This is a genomic window from Pseudomonas sp. SJZ077 (assembly GCF_007993905.1).
GTDB classification, from domain to species: domain Bacteria; phylum Pseudomonadota; class Gammaproteobacteria; order Pseudomonadales; family Pseudomonadaceae; genus Aquipseudomonas; species Aquipseudomonas mandelii.
Genome location: NZ_VIUJ01000001.1, coordinates 324255 through 345311, shown reverse-complemented (window position 1 = coordinate 345311; position 21057 = coordinate 324255). Strand labels below are relative to the sequence as shown.

General features: G+C 55.4%; 22 protein-coding genes. 14 read left to right on the top strand and 8 right to left on the bottom strand.

Annotation, left to right across the window (positions count from 1 at the left end; genetic code table 11):
- Window positions 1–42: 42 nt before the first annotated feature.
- Together FBY01_RS01885 and FBY01_RS01880 are read right to left on the bottom strand one after the other, a co-directional pair.
- Complete coding sequence (locus FBY01_RS01885; protein ID WP_145305961.1) at window positions 43–1392, bottom strand: heavy metal sensor histidine kinase; 1350 nt, start codon at window positions 1390–1392, stop codon at window positions 43–45.
- Window positions 1392–2072 carry a heavy metal response regulator transcription factor gene (locus FBY01_RS01880; protein WP_145305963.1) on the bottom strand — a complete coding sequence of 227 codons (681 nt, stop codon included), beginning with the start codon at window positions 2070–2072 and terminating at the stop codon, window positions 1392–1394. The genes FBY01_RS01885 and FBY01_RS01880 overlap by 1 nt, the downstream gene beginning before the upstream one ends.
- Window positions 2073–2227: 155 nt before the next feature.
- Here FBY01_RS01880 and FBY01_RS01875 point away from each other — a divergent pair, with 155 nt between their 5' ends.
- Entirely contained in the window at window positions 2228–2752 is a 525-nt protein-coding gene (locus tag FBY01_RS01875; RefSeq protein WP_145305965.1) for a plastocyanin/azurin family copper-binding protein, read from the top strand.
- Window positions 2753–2813: 61 nt separating this feature from the next.
- A complete protein-coding gene (gene queF / locus FBY01_RS01870; RefSeq protein WP_145305967.1) occupies window positions 2814–3644 on the top strand; it encodes an NADPH-dependent 7-cyano-7-deazaguanine reductase QueF in 831 nt (276 codons plus the stop codon).
- 172 nt (window positions 3645–3816) lie between these two features.
- Here queF and FBY01_RS01860 read toward each other — a convergent pair whose 3' ends face one another.
- Both FBY01_RS01860 and FBY01_RS01855 read right to left on the bottom strand, forming a co-directional pair.
- Window positions 3817–4080: a DUF4404 family protein gene (locus FBY01_RS01860; protein WP_145305969.1), complete on the bottom strand. Its 264-nt coding sequence runs from the start codon at window positions 4078–4080 to the stop codon at window positions 3817–3819.
- A 109-nt stretch (window positions 4081–4189) separates the two neighbouring features.
- The gene (locus tag FBY01_RS01855) at window positions 4190–4810 is read right to left on the bottom strand and encodes a phosphatase (protein ID WP_077748234.1); all 621 of its coding nucleotides are present in this window, start codon (window positions 4808–4810) and stop codon (window positions 4190–4192) included.
- A 200-nt stretch (window positions 4811–5010) separates the two neighbouring features.
- On the opposite strand from FBY01_RS01855, the gene FBY01_RS01850 reads away from it, so the two are divergent.
- Window positions 5011–5700, top strand: coding sequence for a VacJ family lipoprotein (locus FBY01_RS01850; protein ID WP_145305971.1), 690 nt, complete (start codon window positions 5011–5013; stop codon window positions 5698–5700).
- Window positions 5701–5761: 61 nt separating this feature from the next.
- On the opposite strand, the gene FBY01_RS01845 is transcribed toward FBY01_RS01850, so the two are convergent.
- Window positions 5762–6061 carry a PilZ domain-containing protein gene (locus FBY01_RS01845; protein WP_077748235.1) on the bottom strand — a complete coding sequence of 100 codons (300 nt, stop codon included), beginning with the start codon at window positions 6059–6061 and terminating at the stop codon, window positions 5762–5764.
- Between the two features lie 276 nt (window positions 6062–6337).
- On the opposite strand from FBY01_RS01845, the gene rssB reads away from it, so the two are divergent.
- Together rssB and rssC are read left to right on the top strand one after the other, a co-directional pair.
- Window positions 6338–7519 (top strand): two-component system response regulator RssB, encoded by a 1182-nt coding sequence (rssB, locus tag FBY01_RS01840; protein ID WP_010456296.1) that lies wholly within the window; start codon window positions 6338–6340, stop codon window positions 7517–7519.
- A complete protein-coding gene (rssC, locus tag FBY01_RS01835) occupies window positions 7519–8001 on the top strand; it encodes an anti-sigma factor antagonist RssC (protein ID WP_007935262.1) in 483 nt (160 codons plus the stop codon). The genes rssB and rssC overlap by 1 nt, the downstream gene beginning before the upstream one ends.
- A 112-nt stretch (window positions 8002–8113) precedes the next feature.
- On the opposite strand, the gene tal is transcribed toward rssC, so the two are convergent.
- Window positions 8114–9040, bottom strand: a complete 927-nt coding sequence (tal, locus tag FBY01_RS01830) for a transaldolase (protein WP_010456288.1) — start codon at window positions 9038–9040, stop codon at window positions 8114–8116.
- Window positions 9041–9380: 340 nt separating this feature from the next.
- On the opposite strand from tal, the gene FBY01_RS01825 reads away from it, so the two are divergent.
- The gene (locus FBY01_RS01825) at window positions 9381–9764 is read left to right on the top strand and encodes a hypothetical protein (RefSeq protein WP_102594408.1); all 384 of its coding nucleotides are present in this window, start codon (window positions 9381–9383) and stop codon (window positions 9762–9764) included.
- 25 nt (window positions 9765–9789) lie between these two features.
- Here FBY01_RS01825 and FBY01_RS01820 read toward each other — a convergent pair whose 3' ends face one another.
- On the bottom strand, window positions 9790–10755 hold the full coding sequence (locus tag FBY01_RS01820; RefSeq protein WP_145305973.1) for a glycosyl hydrolase family 5: 966 nt from the start codon (window positions 10753–10755) through the stop codon (window positions 9790–9792).
- Between the two features lie 306 nt (window positions 10756–11061).
- Between FBY01_RS01820 and FBY01_RS01815 the strand changes: the two genes are divergently transcribed.
- The 8 genes from FBY01_RS01815 to FBY01_RS01780 all read left to right on the top strand — a co-directional run bounded on the left by FBY01_RS01815 (window position 11062) and on the right by FBY01_RS01780 (window position 20642).
- Window positions 11062–11502 carry a low molecular weight protein-tyrosine-phosphatase gene (locus FBY01_RS01815; protein ID WP_077748239.1) on the top strand — a complete coding sequence of 147 codons (441 nt, stop codon included), beginning with the start codon at window positions 11062–11064 and terminating at the stop codon, window positions 11500–11502.
- 44 nt (window positions 11503–11546) lie between these two features.
- Window positions 11547–13775 carry a polysaccharide biosynthesis tyrosine autokinase gene (locus tag FBY01_RS01810; RefSeq protein WP_145305975.1) on the top strand — a complete coding sequence of 743 codons (2229 nt, stop codon included), beginning with the start codon at window positions 11547–11549 and terminating at the stop codon, window positions 13773–13775.
- 96 nt (window positions 13776–13871) lie between these two features.
- A complete protein-coding gene (locus FBY01_RS01805; protein WP_010456278.1) occupies window positions 13872–14954 on the top strand; it encodes a glycosyltransferase in 1083 nt (360 codons plus the stop codon).
- 14 nt (window positions 14955–14968) lie between these two features.
- Window positions 14969–16081 carry a polysaccharide pyruvyl transferase family protein gene (locus tag FBY01_RS01800; protein ID WP_042932696.1) on the top strand — a complete coding sequence of 371 codons (1113 nt, stop codon included), beginning with the start codon at window positions 14969–14971 and terminating at the stop codon, window positions 16079–16081.
- Entirely contained in the window at window positions 16078–17298 is a 1221-nt protein-coding gene (locus FBY01_RS01795) for a polysaccharide biosynthesis C-terminal domain-containing protein (protein WP_077748241.1), read from the top strand. Before FBY01_RS01800 ends, FBY01_RS01795 begins: the two co-directional genes overlap by 4 nt.
- Window positions 17298–18401, top strand: a complete 1104-nt coding sequence (locus tag FBY01_RS01790; RefSeq protein WP_010456273.1) for a hypothetical protein — start codon at window positions 17298–17300, stop codon at window positions 18399–18401. The genes FBY01_RS01795 and FBY01_RS01790 overlap by 1 nt, the downstream gene beginning before the upstream one ends.
- A 12-nt stretch (window positions 18402–18413) precedes the next feature.
- Complete coding sequence (locus FBY01_RS01785) at window positions 18414–19451, top strand: acyltransferase family protein (RefSeq protein ID WP_145305977.1); 1038 nt, start codon at window positions 18414–18416, stop codon at window positions 19449–19451.
- A gap of 39 nt (window positions 19452–19490) precedes the next feature.
- Complete coding sequence (locus FBY01_RS01780; protein ID WP_145305979.1) at window positions 19491–20642, top strand: SGNH/GDSL hydrolase family protein; 1152 nt, start codon at window positions 19491–19493, stop codon at window positions 20640–20642.
- A gap of 4 nt (window positions 20643–20646) precedes the next feature.
- Here the strand turns inward: FBY01_RS01780 and FBY01_RS01775 are convergent, their stop codons facing one another.
- On the bottom strand, window positions 20647–21054 hold the full coding sequence (locus tag FBY01_RS01775; protein ID WP_145305982.1) for a mannose-1-phosphate guanylyltransferase: 408 nt from the start codon (window positions 21052–21054) through the stop codon (window positions 20647–20649).
- Window positions 21055–21057: the final 3 nt, after the last annotated feature.

Below are 21057 nucleotides of genomic sequence, written 5' to 3'. Positions count from 1 at the left end.
GTGGGAGCGAGCCTGCTCGCGATGGGGCCGGCTCTGCTGGCCTTAATCTCCCTTTGGCAACTCAATCACAAACCGCGTCCACCCATCATTCGATTCGCAATGAATCTGTCCGCCATGGGCGCGGATGATTGACTGAGTGATCGCTAATCCCAATCCCGCATGTTCACTACTACCTTCCTGACGCGCCGGATCGGTCCGATAAAACCGGTCAAACAATCGCGGCAGCAACGCCCCGTCAATCCCGTCCCCACTGTTCTCGACCGTCAAACTCAAGGCTTTGACCTGATCGACAATCCGCACCCGAACCTCGCCTTCGGCTGGTGTAAACCGCAACGCGTTGTCCAGCAGATTGGAAAGTGCCCGACGCAACATGCTGCGATCTCCCTCCATGCGCGCACTGCCTTCACGACTCAACCTGACCTGCGCGTCCTCCGCCAACGGCGCAAAAAACTCCAGCAACAGATCCACTTCTCCCGCCAGCTCCAGCGGTTCGCGCTTGGGCATCAACAACCCATGGTCAGCCTTGGCCAGATACAACATGTCGTTGACCAGTTGCGCCATCCATTGCAGTTCTTCGAGGTTGCTGTGCAGCGCTTCGCGGTAGTCCTCGATAGGCCGAGGGCGGGTGAGGGTGACCTGGGTGTGGGTCAGCAGGTTCGACAACGGCGTGCGCAGCTCATGGGCGATGTCAGCGGAAAACGCCGAGAGCCGTTGAAAAGAGTCGTCCAGGCGTCCGAGCATGGCGTTGAAGCTGTGGGCCAATTCCTCGAGCTCCGACGGCATATTCTCGTCGGGCAGCCGGGCATTGAGCGATTGCGCTGAAACGCCGCTGGCGATCGCGCTCATGCGTCGCAACGGGCGCAAACCACTGCGTGCCGCCCACGCACCGAGCAACGCGGTGGCCAGCGCCGACAAGCCGACGGTCATCCAGATCAGGCGCTGCATGCGTTGCAGAAAGTGCTGGTGATGGGTGATGTCCAGCAGCAAGGTCAGTTGCGGTGAGTCAGGTTTGTCGAGATACAACGGAGCATTGAGGACGCGGTAGTCGGTACTTTCGCTACTCACCGTGGACAAACCCGCCTGGGTAGGTAATTCCCGGGGCAAGTGCGGCGAACTGTCATACCAGCGCTGGCCATCGCTGCCAGTGATTCGCAGCGACAGGTCGGCCTGCCGACTCAGTTCATCCGTCAGTCTGACTTCGCTTTCACTCGGCTGAACGTCATGCAGCGCGCGGCGCAAACCCATCAATTTGCCGTCCAGCAACTGCTGATCGAGTTCGACGAAGTGCGCCTCGCTGGCGCGACTGAACAACACTCCGGCAAACAATGAAACCACGGCGGTACAGGCCGCAAACAGCAACGCCAGGCGACTGCTCAGCGAGAGTCGACGCATCAGGCAGGTCGCTCTTCAAGGACATAACCCATGCCGCGCACGGTATGAATCAGCTTGTTGGGGAATTCATCGTCGATCTTCAGGCGCAAACGGCGGATCGCGACCTCGATGACATTGGTGTCGCTGTCGAAATTCATGTCCCAGACCTGGGAGGCAATCAGTGATTTGGGCAGCACCTCACCCTGGCGCCGCAGGAGCATTTCCAGCAGGGCGAACTCCTTGGCGGTCAGGTCGATGCGTTGACCGCCGCGCTCCACCCGGCGGCGGATCAAATCCAGCCGCAGGTCGGCCAGTTGCAGGCTGGTTTCCTGAGGCGAAGTGCTGCCGCGTCGCAACAGGCTGCGGACCCGAGCCAGCAATTCGGAAAAGGCGAACGGCTTGACCAGGTAATCGTCTGCGCCGAGTTCGAGGCCGTGGACCCTGTCCTCAACCGCATCTCGCGCCGTCAGAAAAAGGACTGGTGTATCGAGACCGGCGCCACGCACCGCCTGCAGGATTTGCCAGCCATCGCGACCGGGTAGCATCACATCAAGGATCAACAACGCGTAATCACCACTCAATGCCAGTTGTTGGCCGGTGATGCCGTCGGCTGCCAGTTCGGTGTTGAAACCGGCCTCAGTCAGGCCCTGGCGCAGGTAGTGGCCGGTTTTCGGTTGGTCTTCGACGATCAGCAGCTTCATGGGTAACTCGAGGCAAGTGGAACGAAGGCTTTATACCGTGGGCAGCGTTGATACAGGCCAACCTGACAAAGTTGTAATTTGGCTGTCAGGTCGCGGGCAGTGGCTACAGTTTAGAGTTTTCCACAGGCTGAACCTTATCTTGTTGGAGTACGACTATGTTTTTGCGCAAACCTCTGTTGCTGGCCGCCTGCTTGTTGGTGCTGAACTCGCCGGTATTTGCATCGCCGGCGCAGACCTACGATTTCGGTCAACCAGCCCCGGCGGCCAAGGCTACCCGCAGTGTCGAGGTAGTGATGGGTGACATGTCGTTCACGCCCAAGGCGATCGATATCAAAGCGGGTGAGACGATTCGTTTTGTGCTGGTGAATAAAGGCCAGTTGTTGCACGAATTCAACCTCGGCGATGCGGCGATGCATGCCCGTCATCAGCAGGAAATGATGAAGATGCAGCAGAGCGGCATGCTCACGCCTACAGGCATGAAGGAAATGGACCACGGTTCGATGGCAGGCATGGATCACGGGATGATGAAGCACGATGACCCGAACAGTGTCCTCGTCGAGCCGGGAAAAACGGCCGAGCTGACCTGGACCTTCACGAAGGCCACCAACCTGGAATTTGCCTGCAACATTCCCGGCCATTACCAGGCGGGCATGGTCGGCAAACTGACTGTCAGTCAGTAAGCACTCAAAGGCGGGCGCAAAGGCTGGTAGAATCCGCTGATTCTTCAGTCAGGTTTCCGCCATGCATCCCGCAGCCGAACACTCGCCGCTGGGCAAATCCAGCGAATACATCGCCACTTATACGCCGTCCTTGCTGTTCCCGATCCCGCGCACCGCGAAATGGGCCGAGTTGGGCCTGACGGCGCAAACCCTGCCTTACAAGGGTGTGGACTTCTGGAACTGCTTCGAGCTGTCGTGGCTGTTGCCGTCCGGTAAGCCGGTGGTGGCGATTGGCGAATTCAGCATCCCGGCGGATTCGCCGAACATCATCGAGTCGAAGTCGTTCAAGCTGTACCTGAACTCGTTGAACCAGACACCGTTTGCCGATAGCGCGACCCTTGAAGCGACGCTGGTCAAAGACCTGTCGGCCGCTGCCGGCAAGCCGGTTGGCGTGCGGATTCGCAGCCTCAAGGATGTCCAAGCCGAAGGCGTCGTGGCGTTGCCGGGTGTGTGTATCGATGATCTGGAGATCAGCGTCAGCAACTACGAACATCCGCGCCCGGAGCTGCTGCGTTGCGATGATTCGCGCATTGTCGAAGAGAGCGTGCACAGTCATCTGCTCAAATCCAACTGCCCGGTCACCAGCCAGCCGGACTGGGGCAGCGTGGCGGTTGAATACCGTGGCGCGGCCCTGGATCACGCGAGTTTGCTGGAGTACATCGTGAGCTTCCGTCAGCACTCGGACTTTCATGAGCAGTGCGTGGAGCGGATTTTTCTCGACTTGCAGCGGTTGTTGAAACCGGAGAGGTTGACGGTGTATGCGCGGTATGTACGGCGTGGTGGGTTGGACATCAACCCGTATCGCAGCACTGAAGAAGTGCAGCTGCCGAACCATCGTCTGGTCCGTCAGTAAAATACTCCTGTAGGAGCGAGCCTGCTCGCGATGGCGGAGTGTCTGGCACCATCGATGTTGAATGTGCTGCCGTCATCGCGAGCAGGCTCGCTCCTACAAGGGATTGCAGTGCACTTCCCGGGTATGAAAAAGCCCCGCCATCACTGGCGGGGCTTTTTTGCATCTGGCGTATTCAGATCCCCATGTTGGCCAAGGCTTGCACGATGTTGCGCAAGGTGCCGGCAAGGGTAGGGTGTTCCATTTCGAAGCGCTCGACGGCAAGGTTTACGTTGTCGGCGAGGCTGGAGTCCTGGGTTTTGGTTTCGAGCTCAAGCTCCAGTTCGATCTGTTGCATCAGCGCGTGCAGGTCTTCGCGCTCGGCTTCCGTCAGCGGCGGATTCTGTTCCAATTGCTCGCGCAGAGTATTGAGCTGTTGTTGCAGTTCGCGGGCAGGCATGGCGTTCTTCCTTTTATCGATAGGCACTGGCATAGACCGCAGCAGCGTGCCAAAGGTCTATGGCTTGCCTTTAGATTAATCCACTCCCGCGCAACCTGCATGATCTCGATCAGGGCTTTTCGCCCTTGAGCCGACGCAGGCTGATGTCCGCCAGGCAGGTGTCGAGCTCGCCGAGGTGATCGATCACCGAATGCACACCCAGGCTGAACAACTGCACGGTCGCTTTACCACGCAGGTGTTCGCGCTCCTTTTGGCTCAAGGCCTGCCATTCGTTGGGCGCCAACCCGCAGAGCGAACCGCAGGACGCCAGGCCGATCGTCCATAACCCGGCATTCAGTCCCGATTGAAGCAGTCGCGGTTCGCCACTGACCAGCACGCAACCATCGAGTCGTTCGACATTCAATGCCATCAAGGCTTGCCAGCAAGCGTTCGGCGCCGGCCATGGATTGAGTGTTGCGGGGTGTTGCGAAGGTTTGATCCACGCAGGCAGGGCGCCGGCCAGCGAATGGGTGAGGGCGGGGGGCAACTCGTCGAGCCAGGCGCAAGGAATCTGCTGGCGCTGCAAGCTGTTCAGACTGTCCAGCGCGCCGGGGGTGACCTCGGCATGCGCTGGTGTGTGAGTATCGTGCTGGCGCATCCGGGCGCCGAAATCCACCAGGCAACCGCTGAGCCCGAACAGTACGGCGGTCAGGCTGGGTGCGGCAACGGGCAAGGCTTCGGCGTGCGGCATATCAACGTCCCTGAAATAACGACAAGGCTATGTGTTGCCGGTGACAGTTGCATGACACTGATGTGAAGCGCGCTCAATCAGGACGAATCATCTGTAAGTCCTCACGCGCGAGGCTGCCCTAAACCGGCCTTTCCGTCTTATACTAGCCAGCTTATCGCCTGGGCCAAGTGCCCATGCCAGTACAATCCAAGGAGTTTTCTATGCGCTGGAGCAATCGTCTAGCTCAGCTTTGTGTGTGTGCCAGCGTGTTGCTGGTTCCGTTCGCAGCCCAGGCTGCCACGGAAGAAGACCCTTGGGAAAGCGTCAACCGTCCAATCTTCCAGTTCAACGACTTCGTCGACACCTATGCACTCAAGCCAATCGCTCAAGGCTACCAGTTCGTGACGCCGCAGTTTCTGGAAGACGGCATTCACAACATTTTCCGCAACGTCGGTGATGTCACCAACCTTGCCAACAACGTCTTGCAGGCTAAGCCGGCCGCGGCTGGCGTCGATACTGCGCGTCTGATCTTCAACACTACCTTCGGCCTGCTGGGCTTCTTCGACGTCGGCACCAAAATGGGCCTGAATCGTAGCGACGAAGACTTCGGCCAGACGCTCGGCTACTGGGGCTTGGGCAGCGGCCCGTATGTGATGTTGCCGCTGTTGGGCCCAAGCACGTTGCGTGATGCGCCATCCAAGTACGTCGACGGCTACACCGGCCCGTATCGCTATATCAACGACGTGCCCGTGCGTAACTCGATCTTCGGCCTGAACATCGTCGACACCCGCGCCAGCTTGCTGTCGAGCGAGAAGTTGATCACTGGCGACAAATACACGTTCATTCGCAATGCGTATTTGCAGAACCGCGAGTTCAAGGTCAAAGACGGCCAGGTCGAAGACGATTTTTGATCTCTACCCGTGAAATGAAGAAGGCGGCCGATTGGCCGCCTTCTTTCGTTTGGATCAAGGCTTATTTCATCTTCAAGATTGTAAGCCCGAGTTTCTGACTGCCACCGTCCTGTTCCTTCACCCAGACCACTTCGGTGTCGGCTTCAAGGCCTTTGAGCGCTACGTGATCGGAATCAATGCGCACGCTGAGCCGGTCTCCGACCTTGAAAAGGCGGGGTGCCTCGACCTGCATGCCACTGCTGGAAAGGTCGATGCAGACGGCTGGCACCTCATCGCCTTCGTGAATCAGCGACACATCGGCATCGACCCGCATGCGGATGAAATCGCGCTTTTCGCTGTAGTCCCGATCGGTTTGACTCATGGGCTTCATCCTTCCATTGGGTTACGGTTTTGCCTGTTCTTATAACTCCCGGTGATTTGACAAGTAAAGACGTCAAGCGACCATCGGCGTGAGCTTGAAACGCCCCGCGGATGGGAGTACCGTCTGCGCCTTAGAAGGGCACCTCTGGTGTACCTGTGTGTAGGGCAAATGCCCGATAACGGTGCGACAGAGAGGCTAGAAAGCGAATCCAGTAGTGTGAGCCGGGCTAAACCCCGTGCCTGCTACGCCAACCTAATTCTGGCGCCGTTTGCCCACATGCCAAAAACCAGTGCCACGCTGCTGATAATCGATGATGACGAAGTAGTGCGCGCGAGCCTCGCGGCCTACTTGGAAGACAGTGGTTTCAGTGTCCTGCAAGCCAGCAATGGCCAGCAGGGTCTTCAGGTATTCGAGCAAGACAAGCCTGACTTGGTCATCTGCGATCTGCGCATGCCGCAGATGGGCGGACTCGAACTCATTCGCCAGGTCACCGAGCTGTCGCCGCAAACCCCGGTGATCGTGGTTTCGGGTGCCGGCGTGATGAACGACGCGGTCGAGGCCTTGCGCCTGGGTGCGGCGGATTACCTGATCAAGCCTCTCGAAGATCTGGCTGTGCTCGAGCACTCTGTGCGCCGTGCCCTGGATCGTGCGCGCCTGCTGCTGGAGAACCAGCGCTACCGCGAGAAGCTGGAAAAGGCCAACCGCGAGCTCGCCGCCAGCTTGAACCTGCTCCAGGAAGACCAGAACGCCGGTCGCCAGGTGCAGATGAACATGCTGCCGGTCAGCCCCTGGACCATCGACGAGTTCCAGTTCGCCCACCAGATCATCCCGTCGTTGTACCTGTCGGGTGATTTCGTTGACTACTTTCGGGTCGACGAGCGTCGCGTAGCCTTCTACCTGGCCGACGTTTCCGGCCATGGCGCCTCTTCAGCCTTCGTCACCGTGCTGCTGAAGTTCATGACCACGCGCTTGCTGTTCGAATCCAAGCGCAGCGGCACATTGCCAGAATTCAAGCCTTCAGAGGTCCTTGGTCATATCAACCGAGGCCTGATCAGTTGTAAGCTGGGTAAACACGTCACAATGGTCGGTGGTGTCATCGACGAGGAGACAGGTTTGTTGACCTATAGCATCGGTGGTCATTTGCCGTTGCCTGTGTTGTACACGCCAGACAGTGTTCGTTATCTGGAAGGTCGTGGTCTGCCGGTGGGCCTCTTCAATGAAGCCACCTATGAAGACCACGTGCTGGAGCTGCCGCCGACGTTCAGCCTGACGCTGATGTCCGATGGCATTCTGGACCTTTTGCCAGAACCTACACTCAAAGAAAAAGAAGCGGCTTTGCCCCAACGGGTCAAGGCAGCGGGCGGCAGCCTGGATGGTCTGCGGCAGGTTTTTGGATTGGCCACGCTAGGGGAGATGCCGGATGATATCGCCCTGTTGGTGTTGAGCAGGAATCTTTAATGAGTACCGGTAGAATCCAGTTCGCCGAGCAGGATGGCACCTTCGTCCTGAAGTTCGTCGGTGAAGTTCGCCTGACCCTGTGTTCGGCGTTGGATGCGACTATTGAGCGGATCTTCACCGCGTTGAACTTCAACGCGATCGTGATCGACCTGACCGAAACCCGCAGCATCGACAGCACCACCCTGGGCCTGCTGGCCAAACTGTCGATCCTGTCGCGGCAAAAGGTCGGCCTGCTGCCGACCGTCGTCACCACCCACGAAGACATCACCCGTCTGCTGCAGTCCATGGGCTTCGAGCAAGTGTTCAACATCGTTGACCGCCCGATCCCGTGCCCTGAATGCCTGACCGACCTGCCAGACCAGGATCAGTCCGAGGAAGTCGTGCGGATCAAAGTGCTCGAGGCACACAAAATCCTCATGGGCCTGAACGACTCCAATCGTGAAGCCTTCCATGACCTGGTGAATGCTTTAGAGCGTCATTGATCCCCTGAGGGGGATGTAGGGAAGGCGGGCTCCATCGCGAATCCCCGAATCCAAAGCATGAAAAAGGGCGAACCTGTAAGGGGTCGCCCTTTTTGCATTGCGCTGGACTAGATCACAGCTTGGCTTGCAGCAGTGCTTCGAGTTTTTCCTGGTCGCGAGCGAACTGACGAATCCCCTCAGCCAGTTTCTCGGTCGCCATCGCGTCCTCGTTGGACAACCAGCGGAACTGCGCTTCATTCAGGCTCAAGCGCCCTTCACCCGCATGCCCCGGGGCCAACTTGCGCTCCAGCTTGCCAGTGTCTGCCGCCAGCTTTTCCAACAGGTCCGGGCTGATGGTCAGGCGATCACACCCGGCCAACTGCTCAATCTGATTCAGATTGCGGAAGCTCGCACCCATGACCACGGTCTTGTAGTCATTGGCCTTGTAGTAGTTGTAGATACGCGTCACCGACTGCACACCCGGATCATCCGCGCCGGTGTAGTCGTTGCCGTTGGCTTTCTTGTACCAGTCGTAGATGCGGCCTACGAATGGCGAAATCAGGAACACCCCGGCGTCAGCACATGCCGCCGCCTGAGCAAACGAGAACAGCAGCGTCAGGTTGGTCTGAATGCCTTCCTTTTCAAGCTTCTCGGCGGCGCGAATGCCTTCCCAGGTGGAGGCGATTTTGATCAGCACGCGGTCACGGCCGATGCCGGCCTTGTCGTACAGCTCGATCAGACGGTGCGCACGCTTCAATACGGCGTCAGTGTCGAACGAAAGGCGTGCATCCACTTCAGTGGAAATGCGGCCCGGTACAACCTTCAGGATTTCCTGGCCTACCGCCACGCCGAAGCGGTCGCTGGCCAGGCCCACATCGCCCTTGCAGTCGTGGACGCAGGCGTTCAGCAACTCGGCATAACCGGGAATGGCCGCCGCTTTCAGCAGCAGGGAAGGGTTGGTGGTAGCGTCGACGGGTTTTACGCGAGCGATAGCTTCGAAGTCGCCGGTGTCGGCAACTACGGTGGTCATTTGTTTGAGTTGTTCCAGCTTGGAAGTCATGGGCGTGCTCTGTCCTATGGGTCTAATGACATTACCCGAGCGCTGACAGCCACTCAAGGGCGCATGTACGTATCGGTGGCCCCGTTGGCAACAACCGGAGAACGGATGTTTGAAAGGTGGGGCGCGGGTCTCGGTAAATACGATGCCAAAACCGCGCGCAGGTTCAAAGCAACTGACCGTTGACGGCTCTATGGCAACTCTGGCGCCTGAGCTGGCATGCCTGCATTCGCACGCCAACGGGTGTTAAAAAGGGTCAGGTTCAGCCGTTATAAGATGTCAATTAGTGCCACTCGGATGGCGTGTAATGTGGCGCGGATAAATGTAGGTATTGGATGGGGAAATGACTTCACAAGGTGAGCGGGTGTCTGCAATTGTGGAGGCCTTTGATGACATTATTCTCGGTTATGTCTTGAAAAAATTGACCGAAGTATTTGAAGCGCTGATGGCTGCATCAAAGAAGAACCATCCGGACAATATGACGGGTCTGGTTGAAATGGGAAGGGTGAAAGCCGCAAAGAAAATTCCCGGTTGGCTCAATCGAGTGAAACACAGCATGCCCAGCCAAGTCACTCGCGTGTTGCTGGAACAAATGAGCGACTCACAGAAGTCCAAACATGACCTGCGGTTTGAAGCGCAAGCCGTATTGTTCGAGGTGCTGGTGGAAGAGTCGCTGGCCATGGACGCCGCAAGTTATGCAGAGTGGATTAATAAAAGCGCCGGTTGATGGTGGGTGCGGTCATTTATCAGGGTTACTTCAATAACATTTTGACGGCAGCTTCCGCAGGTTTTGATGTTCCATCGGACGACTTTAATCCAAAACTTCGCTCGCGATCATTGCTGCCAGAGTCGCTGTTTTTCCATTCGTAAAGGGACGTCAGCGGTATATTCAGTTTTTTGACGTCCGAGATAAATCTTGTAAGGCGTGATGCTTGTCCGGCGGTGCCTCCGATGGAACTGAGCGATGGCACTCCCCATTCGGTAATGACCCCCGGCACATGGAAGTTATCAAGGATAAACGCTTGAGTACGGCTGATTTCGGTGCCCGACATGCCATACGGGTGATAAGAAACAGCGCTGAGGCACCGTGGGTGTTCCCTCAGAATCTCAGTCAGTGCGACGGTCGCCTTGGAGTCTTTGGTGGGCGCCTTCGCGAATCCAAAGCCGATCAGGGGTGTTGAGTGATCCCGCTTTTGTAACGCGTTGCACACTGCGCTCATGAACGGCACAAACGTTACTTCAAAATCCCGGGTAGGCCAGTATTTTGGCAAGTCCGGTTCATTCCAGATTTCAATGGCGACAAGCTGCGTACTGAAGGCGTTTTCCAGACCGATCACCGAGTTGGCGAATGAATCTCCCGCAGCGGCGAGATCTATCCCACTGCTTTGCGTGTTGTGGGTTAACGCTTTGGTGGAGCGAACGGTCATCAATACTGGCAGGTCGGCGGATTTGGCCGCTGCGAAGGCTTCACTGATCTGTTGTTGATACGCCGGGTTACCCAGGCTGTTCGTCCATACGCCAAAGCGCACGAACCCAAACCCTGACGCCTTGATCTCATGGGCGTCGGCGGTCGAGAAATTCTGGATCTTCACCTGAACGCCTATTGTCTTGTTGTCCTGGGCCAGCGCTGAAAAAGCCTGACTGGCGTAAACAGGGCTGAAGGCGCCAAGTATAAATAGCGTTGAAGTGGCAATCAGTCGAAAAAACATGGAGGGCATAACGGGCAGTTCCTGTAGTCGTCCAGAGTAGAGGGCAGGGGAACATAGCATTAGTCAGTTAATACAGCGATACCATTAATCTTCCCGCCCAGACGTCCATTGTTAATATTGGTCGGATAAATAACTTTCCTATCGTGAGTGTTATTTATGGTCCGGTTTTCTGGTTGGGCGTTTTTTGTGTGTCGTGGTATTTAATACGAAAGTATTTTCATGATGGATCCCACTCTGAATGCGGGACGGTCTTGTTGGCTCACTTATAGCCTCGTTATACGTGGGCCGAATCGACACTACACGGGAAGAGTAGCCTTGTTCAGAAAGATTCTTGTGGTCTGCGTCGGCAATATATGCCGAAGCCCGACCGCTGAACTGTTGCTTCGCCATGCGCTGCAACCTTCAGGTATCTCAGTGACCTCCGCGGGATTGAACGCGCGGGTGGGTGAGTCTATGGAGCCCGATGCACTTCGGGTTCTTGAACAACAGGGTCACGAAGACCAAGGGTTTAAAGCGCGGCAGATTACGCCTGCCATTGTCAATGAATCAGACCTCATCCTAGTCATGGAAAAAGAGCATGTACAGGGCGTACTAAAGATTGCATCACACGCCAGGGGCAAAGTGTTTCTTCTGGGGAAGTGGCAGAGTGAACGCGAAATAAAGGACCCGTATCGTCAAGGAAAAGCTGCGTTTGTCCATGCCCATGCATTGATTGAAGATGCCGTTTGCTCATGGGCGCAGCGCCTCGGACGTTGATGGATGATTTTCAGATTAGTAATAATGGTAAAAGAATAGACCTTATGCAGTTACCGTCAGTAGTCAGCACCCGGGATAAAGACAGAGACGAGATTGATCTGCTCGGTTTATTAGGCACATTGATTGACCATAAATGGTTAATAGGTGCCATCACCGGGGCGTTCATGGTGACCGGTGCCGCGTATTCGATTTTATCGCCGCCCGTGTATCTGGCGAACGCCTTGGTCCAGGTCGAGCCGAAAAAGAACGACATGCTGGGGTTCTCGGATATCAGCAGCATGCTCGGTGGACAATCACCGGCGGCTACCGAGATCGGCATTATCAAGTCTCGTGCGGTTATCGGTAAAACGGTCGATGATCTGCATCTCGATATTGTGATTACGCCCAACACCTTTCCCATTATCGGCGGCTTTCTTGCTCGGCGCTATAAAAGCAGCCCTGCGGAAAGTGTCTCGCCACCGCGCTTTGGCATGAACAGTTATGCCTGGGGCGGCGAGCGCCTTTATATCGAACAGCTCGATCTGCCGGCTGAACTGTTGGGCAAGAAATTGATGTTGGTCGCCGAAGAGCGCAATCGATTCAAGCTCTACGATGACAACGGCGGTTTGTTGGCCGAAGGTGCCACAGGCGAAGCCATCGCACAGGAGGGTGTCGAAGTCCTTATCGCGAGCATGGCCGCGAATCCGGGCACTAAATTCGAAGTCGTGCGCAATCCACGCATTGTCACCATTCAGAATTACCAGGACGCCCTCGATGTATCCGAGCAAGGTAAAGAGTCGGGCATTATAAGTCTGGCCCTGGCCAGCACCGACTACACCTTGGCGGTGAAGATTCTCAACAAGATTTCAAGGCTTTATGTGCAGCAGAATGTGCAACGCACCTCTGCCGAGGCGGCCCAGAGCCTTGAGTTCCTGCAGGCGCAACTCCCGCAAGTCAAAGAAGATCTGGTCAAGGCCAGCAACGCGCTGAACAGCTATCAGACCCACGGAAATACAGTCAACATCTCCCTCGAAACCAAGTCTGTGCTGGAACAGATGGTGGTGCTGGATACGCGCATCTCGGATCTCAAACTCCAGCAAGCCGACATGGACCGAAAGTTCACCCGGGAGCATCCGGCCTACCGCGCATTGATGGCGCAGATGGGGGATTTGAACAAACAGCGACAAGGGTTGGAAAAGAAAGTCCAAGGACTTCCGGCGACACAACAGGAACTGTTGAACCTGACCCGTGATGTGGAAGTGGCGACACAGATTTATACCCAGTTGCTGAACAAATCCCAGGAGCTGGACATTGTCAGGGCCGGGGCGGTCGGCAATGCGCGGCTGATTGATACGGCGGACGTCGACATCACCACCCCGGTCAAACCGCGCAAAGCCCTGATCGTATTGATTGCGACGTTGCTGGGTGGCTTTGTCGGTGTAGCGCTGGTGTTAGTGCGTAAATCGCTGAGCAGAGGACTCGAAGGGCCGGAAGCCATCGAGCAACTGGGGCTGCCGGTTTATGCCTCCATTCCTTACAGCACCCTGCAACAGGAAGAAGATACTAAAAAAGTCAGACAGGGCGACGGAGCCAACAGCCAGTCTTTCCTATTGGCCCTGCGTAACCCCACGGACCTGTCCATCGAATCGATCCGCAGCTTGCGGACCTGTCTGCATTTTGCAGGGCTGGATGCGACCAACAACCGGATCATGATCTCCGGTCCGAGCCCCCAGGTAGGCAAGACGTTTGTCTCTTCCAACCTGGCCGCGGTCATCGCTCAAAGTGGGCAGAAGGTCGTACTGATCGATGCCGATATGCGCAAAGGTCATCTGCACAAGACCTTGGCGACTCCGATCAGCAATGGCTTGTCCGATCTGTTGGCCAAGCGCTGCAGTATCGAGCAAGCGATCAATAAACTCGAAGTCGATAACCTGCATTTCATCAGTCGGGGACAAGTACCGCCCAACCCGTCCGAACTGTTGATGCATGCCAACTTCAGAGAACTCCTCGCTGAACTGAGTGAACTCTACGACGTGGTAATCATCGACACGCCACCTCTTCTGGCCGTGACAGATGCGGCCATCGTTGGACGTGAAGCCGCCATTAATCTGATCGTGACGCGCTTCGGCGTCAATCCGGCCAAAGAGATCGAATTGACGATTCGTCGGTTTGCTCAAAACGGCATCGAATTGAAAGGCGCGATTTTTAACGGTGTCGAGAAGCGAGCGTCCAGCTATTACGGTAATGGCAGTTATGGCTATTACAACTACGAGTACGCCTCTGACAAGTCGTAAATGCGGGTTCTATTTGCCAGGTCATGGACTGAGAGTGCACTCACCATTCTCCGGTCCCTGTCGCCTTGCGACTACGATAATGGAGTTGGATGAACTGTGAAAAAAATACTACATGTGGCGGAAACGATTAAAGGTGGCGTTGCGACGGTCATCCGGACGATATCAACCCCTCCCAAGGGCGACGCCCAGCAGTATGAACTGGTGTATTTGATTCCGTTCGACCAGAAGAAAGAACTGCATGGCATTGATGAAAAAGACATCAGGACCTTCTCCCGAAACAAGAGAGATGTCGTCTCCCTGCTGCGCTTTGCCTGGCAACTCATTCGAGTGATCTTCAAGGAAAAACCGGATGTCGTGCACTTGCACAGCACGTTTTCCGGGGTCATTGGCCGATGTGTGTGTTTAATCTTGCGGCCTTGGCGGTCTCCGAAAATCATCTACTGCCCGCATGCGTTTTCGTTCTTGATGGAAAGTTCTCCCGCCAAACAGAAAGTGTATTCTCTGATTGAGCGGCTTTTGCAAAAAGTCACGGATGTCATTATCTGTGTCAGCCAGTATGAACTGGATAAAGCGGCCTCGTTTGGTATCGACCGCCGCCGTATGAAACTGATCTACAACGGCATTCATTATAAGAACGATGAGAGCCTGTCCAGCCAGTGCACGGATATTCAACTTTTATTTGTGGGTCGACTGGACTATCAGAAGGGCTTTGATGTCTTGCTCAAGGCATTCACGGAAGTTGAGCGCACCGACTTGAAACTGACTGTGGTTGGCAGTGCGGTGAATGAGGAACCGGTAGAGTGCCCCGTCATTGACGCTGTTGAATACCTGCCTTGGGTGACCCCGGCCGAAGTCAATGCCCTCTATAAAACCGCCGATGCCCTGATTGTCCCCAGCCGCTGGGAAGGTTTTGCCATGGTTCCCCTTGAGGGCATGGCCATGGGCGTGCCCGTTATTGCCAGTGACTGCACTTCGCTCCCTGAACTGGTCACGCACAACGTCACGGGCTACATATTTTCGACGGGCGATCACCAGGCGCTCAGTAACATCTTAGTGAACATCAAGAAACAGAAGTTGCTGGAACTCGGCACCGAAAGCCGCAAGCGAGTGCGCGAACGGTTCAGCGCAACGCTGATGATCCAGAAAACCTATGACGTGTATTCCGCTCAAACTTATTAAGTAGATATCAAGATATGAACGTAACTATTTTGCATGGCTACAGTGCATCCAATTCCGGTGATGGCCTCCTGGTGGATTTGGCAATCGCCTTGGTGCTGCGAAACTTTGGTGCTGACACGTTAATCAATGTCGTTGCGTCAGACCCCCAATCATTTAGTTACCTTCCCTATAAGCGGTATGACGCGCCGGTCATGGCGGCTAAAGGATTGGGACGCGTGAAGGAAGCGGTTTTCCTTAAACAGTCTTACGCGCCACTCGCCGACCTCTTGAGCACCAGCGATCTGATCGTCGGGGTGGGCGGTGGGTACATGCGGTCAAAGAGCGCCTTTGAACACATCAAGCTGAAACTGGGCCATGCCAAACAGCTCGAAACGGCGATCTTGAGTAAGGTGCCGTCGGTTTACCTGCCGCAAAGTATCGGCCCGTTCCACGGTGAAAGCAGCGCGATCGTAAAACACTACGCCAGTGCCGATGCGGTGTTTGTCCGTGACAACAGGTCGTCGGCTATTTTCCAATCCAATGAAAATGTCTATCGAGCGCCAGACCTGGCGGTCCAGGCGTTGGCGAAAAAGATTCTGGTGCAACCCAAGTTCACCCGCTGTGCGTCATCGCCGGCCGTGGTCTGCGTGGTTTTACGCAAGCCGCCGGAATGGAGCAAAGAGAAAAAGATCGCCTACGTTGCCAACTTGAAGCTTCTTTTGAAGAGACTAAGGGCGAAAAGCAAAGTGGTCTGCGCTGTTCAAAGCGCCGTTCGTGGCAACGATGACGGGGCGTTCTATCGGGAACTTGGCATTACCGAGGATCTCTTGCCCTTGAAGGCGACCCTGTCCAAGTATCAGCCCGACCTGGTCATTTCCGTAAGGCTGCACGGAGCCATCGAGTCTCTGCTCGCCGGCGTGCCTGCGTTTCATATCAGCTATGAACGCAAAGGTTTTGGCGCCTATCAGGATATGGGCGTGGAAGATTGGGTGATCAACGGCGGGGACATCAATGTCGACACCATCATCGACACTGTTTACGCGCCGAATGCGTTGTCCAGATTCGGTAAAAAACTGACGGACACCTGCAAAGAAATCGAAGCCAAAACGGAGCTGATGGACACGATCATCAAAGGGATTGTTCGATGATATTTCGGCTGTTGCTACGCGGAGGTGCTTTAGGCGCAAAGTTCTTGCTGGTGTTGGCCATCACGCATTACCTGGGTTATGAGGCTTTGGGTTTCTACGGGGTGGTGGTGGCCGCTTCATTGATCGCTTCCAAGTTTTACAGCGTCGGGTTCAGTTCTGAAATCAACCGGCTGATCAGCGTGGGGGGCAGTTCGAAGCTTGTCGTTGATAAGGTACTGATTCTGTACCTGGCCGTTGGTTTGCTGTTATCGGTGGTCACGGTCGCGCTCTACTCACTGTTCAGTGATGTTGAGGCGAGTGCCGCGTTGATCGCGTGCGTCACGCTGTTGCTGCTCACCGAGCATCTGTCCTTCGAAATAAACTCGTTTGTCTTTTCCGCACAAAAGGCCAACTGGGGCGCGTTGTTGTTTTTCATCAAGACCGGCCTCTGGGCGCTCCTTGCCGTGGGCGGACTGATGACCGGCGTAGTGTCCACCATCGCCAGTGTGCTTTGGTTATGGGTGGCCACCAACCTGTTGGTCATCGTGGCCGGTTACTTCATTGTGGTTGACGTACATAAGGGCCGGGGCGTCAGTGCCGTCACCACGGTTTCGGTCTGGAGAGCAGGGTTGCCCTTTTATCTGGGAGGCGGGCTGATCGCATTAAGTCAGTACGCTGAACGTTTTCTGATTCTGGACATTGAACCGTATGCCAGCCTCGGCAAATACGTTTACTCCTGGTCTGCCGCCAACACGTTGCAAGCACTGTCCTACGCTGTTGTTGCAGTGGTGGGCATTCCCGTGCTCGCCAAGCGTTATAAAAATAGCCAGCAGGCGCTGACGGTCCGGCAATTGTTCGTTAATCAATGGGTGCTGCGCTCCCTGATGGTTTCCTGCGCGGTGGCTGTGCTGATTTATGCTTTCTTCAATATCTTGCTCGATTATGTGGACGCAGCAGTCCCGCGTCCGGATAACCGGATTTTAGCGATTCTGATTTTCTCTTTTGCCCTGCGCGCCGTCGGCGATATCGTCTGGGGCGGTCTTATTGCCTCGAAGAACAGTCGGGTTTCGTTAGCCAGTGCAGCGATCTGTTTGGCGGTTTCACTGCCCGTCAGCTATGTGCTCATCAAGCACTATTCAATTTATGGCGCGGCGTGGGGCAATGTCTTTTCGATCACGGTGCAGTTGGCGGTCATTGCTTTGTTGACCAGGTTTGCCCGGTCAAAGGGGGCCTTGTAATGGCCATCTCGCTACCGTCCATAGAGTTTCGCGGAAGAAAACTCGATTCACCCATTTCATTCCTGATTCTGCTGTGTGGTCTTTTTCTGTCTATTGCGATGCCGCTGCTGATGCACCGCGATCCTGGCCCGGATGCGATGACCTTGTGGACGTCATACGTTCGTTCAGACAACTGCAATTTCTGGAATCCGTTTTCACCAGATCGGTCCTCTTATGAGTGCTCCGCTTACCTGCTGCGTCCCACCGGGATCAACCTGACCAATGCGTGGGCCTACGGGATGTTGTGCAACCTGTTTCTGACCTCTATCCCGATCTTCATCTTCAAAAGAATACCGATAACGATCTTCCTGACCTTGTGCCTGTGGGGAGTAGTCAGGTCGTTTTTTCTAGATAACCTGACCAAGGAAATCATTGTCTCGGTGGCGGTGATCGCCATTCTGTTTTTCTCCTTTTCGAAACGCTACCGCGCGGGCTTTTTCCTCTCTGCGCTGTTTTACGGTGTGCTGATCCGGCCCTACTGGATATTGTTTTCGCTGGTCTGGGTCGGTGTGTGCGTGATGAAGAAGCATGTATCGCGTTTCAGCTTTTTCGTGATGTTGTTCATGTTCTACCTGGTGATCGCGACGGCCATTCAGTTGCTGGTCGGCTATTCGGTTTCATCCATTCGCGCCAGTAACAATGAACAGCGGACTTTGGGTGAAGAAGGCTCGAAGTCATTGATCGTTTCATGGATTAACGGCGGAGACTTCGTGTCCCAGGCAGTGGACTCGATGAGCATCTTTTTCAGGCTGTCTTTCCCGGTGGAGTTGATCCTGCTCTCCGGCCTGGGGCAGATCATATTCGTCGTCCTGATGATGATGACCTCGTTGCTGATGTTCAAAATGATGACGTCGAGTCACTACAAGGGCTCAACCATCGAGCCGAAAGTCAAAGAGCTGATTGCGATCCCTCTGTCCTTTTTATTGGTGCAGGGGTTGTTCGAGCCTGACTTCGGCTCGTTTGCCCGACATTTCTCCATGGTGGTTCCGGTGCTGTTTCTGGGGCTGGGATTGCAGCTGCGCTCAAAGAAACCCGAGTCGGTTGAATCAAGCGTTCAGCGCTGAGGTTTGTGGTCTATGCAAAGCAAGAAAAAATCGTTGGAAATAGAAACGCTCAGAGGTCTGGCATGCCTGCTGCTGGTGCTCTATCACGTGATAGGTCCGCTGGGCGGCGGACTGAAAATCGACCTGGGGTCACCTTTTCGGGTGTTGGCGGATTCGATGGTGTACGTCAGGATGCCGCTGTTCACCTTCATATCGGGCTACATCTATTCGATATACAAGATCAGAGGCAATGACTTCTCCGCTTACTGCGTTGGCAAGGTGAGACGGTTGATCGTGCCGTTGTTTTTTGTCGGTATTCCATTTTCGGTGCTGCAGGTTGTAGGGCCTGGCGTTAACAAGGAGGTCGGGTTAATCGACGCCTTGTTGTCGTTCTACATACCGGTTAACCATTTCTGGTTTTTGCAGGCCGTCTTCATCATCTTTGTGTTTGTCGGTTTTCTGCAGTGGCGCGGTCTGTTGCAGACGGCGACGCGGCTGTATCTGCTGTTCTTGTTTTCGGCGCTGGTGTTCTTGTTGCCGCCTTTTTCGGTTGACGCGTTTGGCATCAATGGCGCGGTCTATTTGCTGCCGTTTTTCGTGACAGGGATGATTTGCCACGAAAAGGTCAGTGCCTTGAAGCAATCGCTGAAAGTGATCGGGCCGGTCGTGTTCGTCTTGATATCGGCTGTGCTGCTGTATGTCGCCGCCGTGGATCGCGAACTCATTGTCGATCGTAGAAGCGTTGTCGGTTTGCTCGTTGGCTGTATGTCCTGTGTCGCGCTACTGTCGACTGACATGCGCTCTAAAGCCCTGATCTGGCTGGGTGGATATTCTTACGCCATTTTCCTTTTTCACGTGCTGTTTGCTGCCAGTTCGCGGTTTGTCTTGGGTCGTTTGGGCGTCACGGACGACAGCGTTCTGGTCGCAGGCGGCGTGCTGTGCGGATTGTTGGGGCCCGTGCTGTTGTCGAACATTTTCAGCCGCTTCACCCTGACTTCCGTTCTGTTCCTGGGCGAGCGAGTTACCCGCAAAAAGACTCCAGCGGTCGGGTTGAAGGTGCCTCAATCCTGAGTGCCCATTCAGCCGGCTTACTGATAGAGGAATGAGCCAGTGGTAGATGTCGATGATGTGCGCCCCGTTCCTGCTCAGGTTGTCGAAGTGAGAAGTTCACGCGATCGGCTTGCTGCAATGACCAAGGGTAAAGCGGGGGAGGTGCTGGCCATCTCGGTAATTGGCGACAGTTACAGCGCGGGGCAGGATTTTTATCTCAATGCCCTCACTCAGCACTTGGCGAAAGATTTTGGTTTTGCCGGGCCTGGTTATGTCGGGTTCAATCACGGTGCCGCGCTCGGCGGTACGAATTTCAAATACACCCGCAGCAGCAAGAAGTACTTCGGTGGAGATTGGGACGTTTCCAGTCTTGGCCAGGCGAGTCCGGACAGCCGCACCGTGACCGGGCAAACGGGCGCTTTTCTTGAAGTGGATTCCAAAGAAACGGCATCCATCAACACAGCCATTACCGACGCCAAGTTGCTTTACCTGGGCAATGGAAAAACCAGTGAGATGCGCTATCGGTGGACACCTTCAGGCACCTGGCAGCCTTTGACGTTGGCCGGTTCCGGGGTTCAGGAAGTGCAACTCAGTATCCCCGCCAATGCTGAATGGTCGTTAAAGCTCGAAGTAGTGAAAGGTGCGCCGACGTTGTTTGGTCTGTGGCTGACCAATAATCAGGGCGGTGTCAGGGTCTCCAAACTCGCCGCTTCCGGTGGCGCCTCAGGTGACTTTTATAAAAGCGACCGTCCATGGCAAACCCAATGGAAGGCCGTCGTTTCCAAGATACCGGCGGACGTTTACCTGATCATGTTAGGCGGTAATGACCAGGGGTTTGGCGTCAAGCCCAACGACTATCTGGAGAACATGAAAGGGTTGGTGCGGATGATTCGCGAAGTTCATCCGGCGGCGAGCATCAACGTGATCTTGCGTCAGGACACAACGCGCTCCAGTGCGTATCCGATGTCGGAGTACGCCCAGGTGCTTGAGCCTTGGGCGCGTTCGGAGCACATCGTGTATTCGAGTTTGCAGTGCACGTTCGGTCCCGACTTCAAGCGCTACGCCAATGACGGGCCGACGCCCATGATCGGTCCGGACAAAATCCACCCTATCCCGGGTTCGGGCGGTCGGCTTATTGCCGATTACGTGTATCGCCTGATTGTCAGAGGGGGCGGTGAGTCGCCGGGCCAGTGTGGTTCCGCTTTGAAATAATCATTCACCGTTCAAAGCGTTCCAGATGGCTCAGCAGCTCTGCGGTTTTCACAGGCATCAAGTCAGGATCACATCGCGTTTCAATATTGATAACAATTGCCGGATCGCTATAGCGCACGCGAACCCGGAATCGCCAATCATTGAAAATCACTTTAAGCCCGTCGCTTTCATCGATATCCAGGGCCTGGTGGGCGTACAGATTTTTCAGATGGTTCAAGAGTGCAAAAGGGTCCCTGACCGGGCGATGGATATCGCCCGAAGAGGGGAACACCCCGATGCGTTCAACCAACAAGGCTGTGCCAAACCAGGCCGCCGAAGTGGAGGATAACGACGGGGTTTTTGACAGCCAGGCCATCACCCCGACGTTGCCCGCTTTCTGTTCGATGTCTACCGAGCGTTTTGCAGTGGTCATAGT

Excerpts from the sequence above, each read along its gene's own strand:
- FBY01_RS01885 (WP_145305961.1), bottom strand. The coding sequence starts at position 1,392 with ATGCGTCGACTCTCGCTGAGCAGTCGCCTGGCGTTGCTGTTTGCGGCC.
- FBY01_RS01880 (WP_145305963.1), bottom strand. The coding sequence starts at position 2,072 with ATGAAGCTGCTGATCGTCGAAGACCAACCGAAAACCGGCCACTACCTG.
- FBY01_RS01875 (WP_145305965.1), top strand. The coding sequence starts at position 2,228 with ATGTTTTTGCGCAAACCTCTGTTGCTGGCCGCCTGCTTGTTGGTGCTG.
- queF (WP_145305967.1), top strand. The coding sequence starts at position 2,814 with ATGCATCCCGCAGCCGAACACTCGCCGCTGGGCAAATCCAGCGAATAC.
- FBY01_RS01860 (WP_145305969.1), bottom strand. The coding sequence starts at position 4,080 with ATGCCTGCCCGCGAACTGCAACAACAGCTCAATACTCTGCGCGAGCAA.
- FBY01_RS01855 (WP_077748234.1), bottom strand. The coding sequence starts at position 4,810 with ATGCCGCACGCCGAAGCCTTGCCCGTTGCCGCACCCAGCCTGACCGCC.
- FBY01_RS01850 (WP_145305971.1), top strand. The coding sequence starts at position 5,011 with ATGCGCTGGAGCAATCGTCTAGCTCAGCTTTGTGTGTGTGCCAGCGTG.
- FBY01_RS01845 (WP_077748235.1), bottom strand. The coding sequence starts at position 6,061 with ATGAGTCAAACCGATCGGGACTACAGCGAAAAGCGCGATTTCATCCGC.
- rssB (WP_010456296.1), top strand. The coding sequence starts at position 6,338 with ATGCCAAAAACCAGTGCCACGCTGCTGATAATCGATGATGACGAAGTA.
- rssC (WP_007935262.1), top strand. The coding sequence starts at position 7,519 with ATGAGTACCGGTAGAATCCAGTTCGCCGAGCAGGATGGCACCTTCGTC.
- tal (WP_010456288.1), bottom strand. The coding sequence starts at position 9,040 with ATGACTTCCAAGCTGGAACAACTCAAACAAATGACCACCGTAGTTGCC.
- FBY01_RS01825 (WP_102594408.1), top strand. The coding sequence starts at position 9,381 with ATGACTTCACAAGGTGAGCGGGTGTCTGCAATTGTGGAGGCCTTTGAT.
- FBY01_RS01820 (WP_145305973.1), bottom strand. The coding sequence starts at position 10,755 with ATGCCCTCCATGTTTTTTCGACTGATTGCCACTTCAACGCTATTTATA.
- FBY01_RS01810 (WP_145305975.1), top strand. The coding sequence starts at position 11,547 with ATGCAGTTACCGTCAGTAGTCAGCACCCGGGATAAAGACAGAGACGAG.
- FBY01_RS01800 (WP_042932696.1), top strand. The coding sequence starts at position 14,969 with ATGAACGTAACTATTTTGCATGGCTACAGTGCATCCAATTCCGGTGAT.
- FBY01_RS01795 (WP_077748241.1), top strand. The coding sequence starts at position 16,078 with ATGATATTTCGGCTGTTGCTACGCGGAGGTGCTTTAGGCGCAAAGTTC.
- FBY01_RS01790 (WP_010456273.1), top strand. The coding sequence starts at position 17,298 with ATGGCCATCTCGCTACCGTCCATAGAGTTTCGCGGAAGAAAACTCGAT.
- FBY01_RS01785 (WP_145305977.1), top strand. The coding sequence starts at position 18,414 with ATGCAAAGCAAGAAAAAATCGTTGGAAATAGAAACGCTCAGAGGTCTG.
- FBY01_RS01775 (WP_145305982.1), bottom strand. The coding sequence starts at position 21,054 with ATGACCACTGCAAAACGCTCGGTAGACATCGAACAGAAAGCGGGCAAC.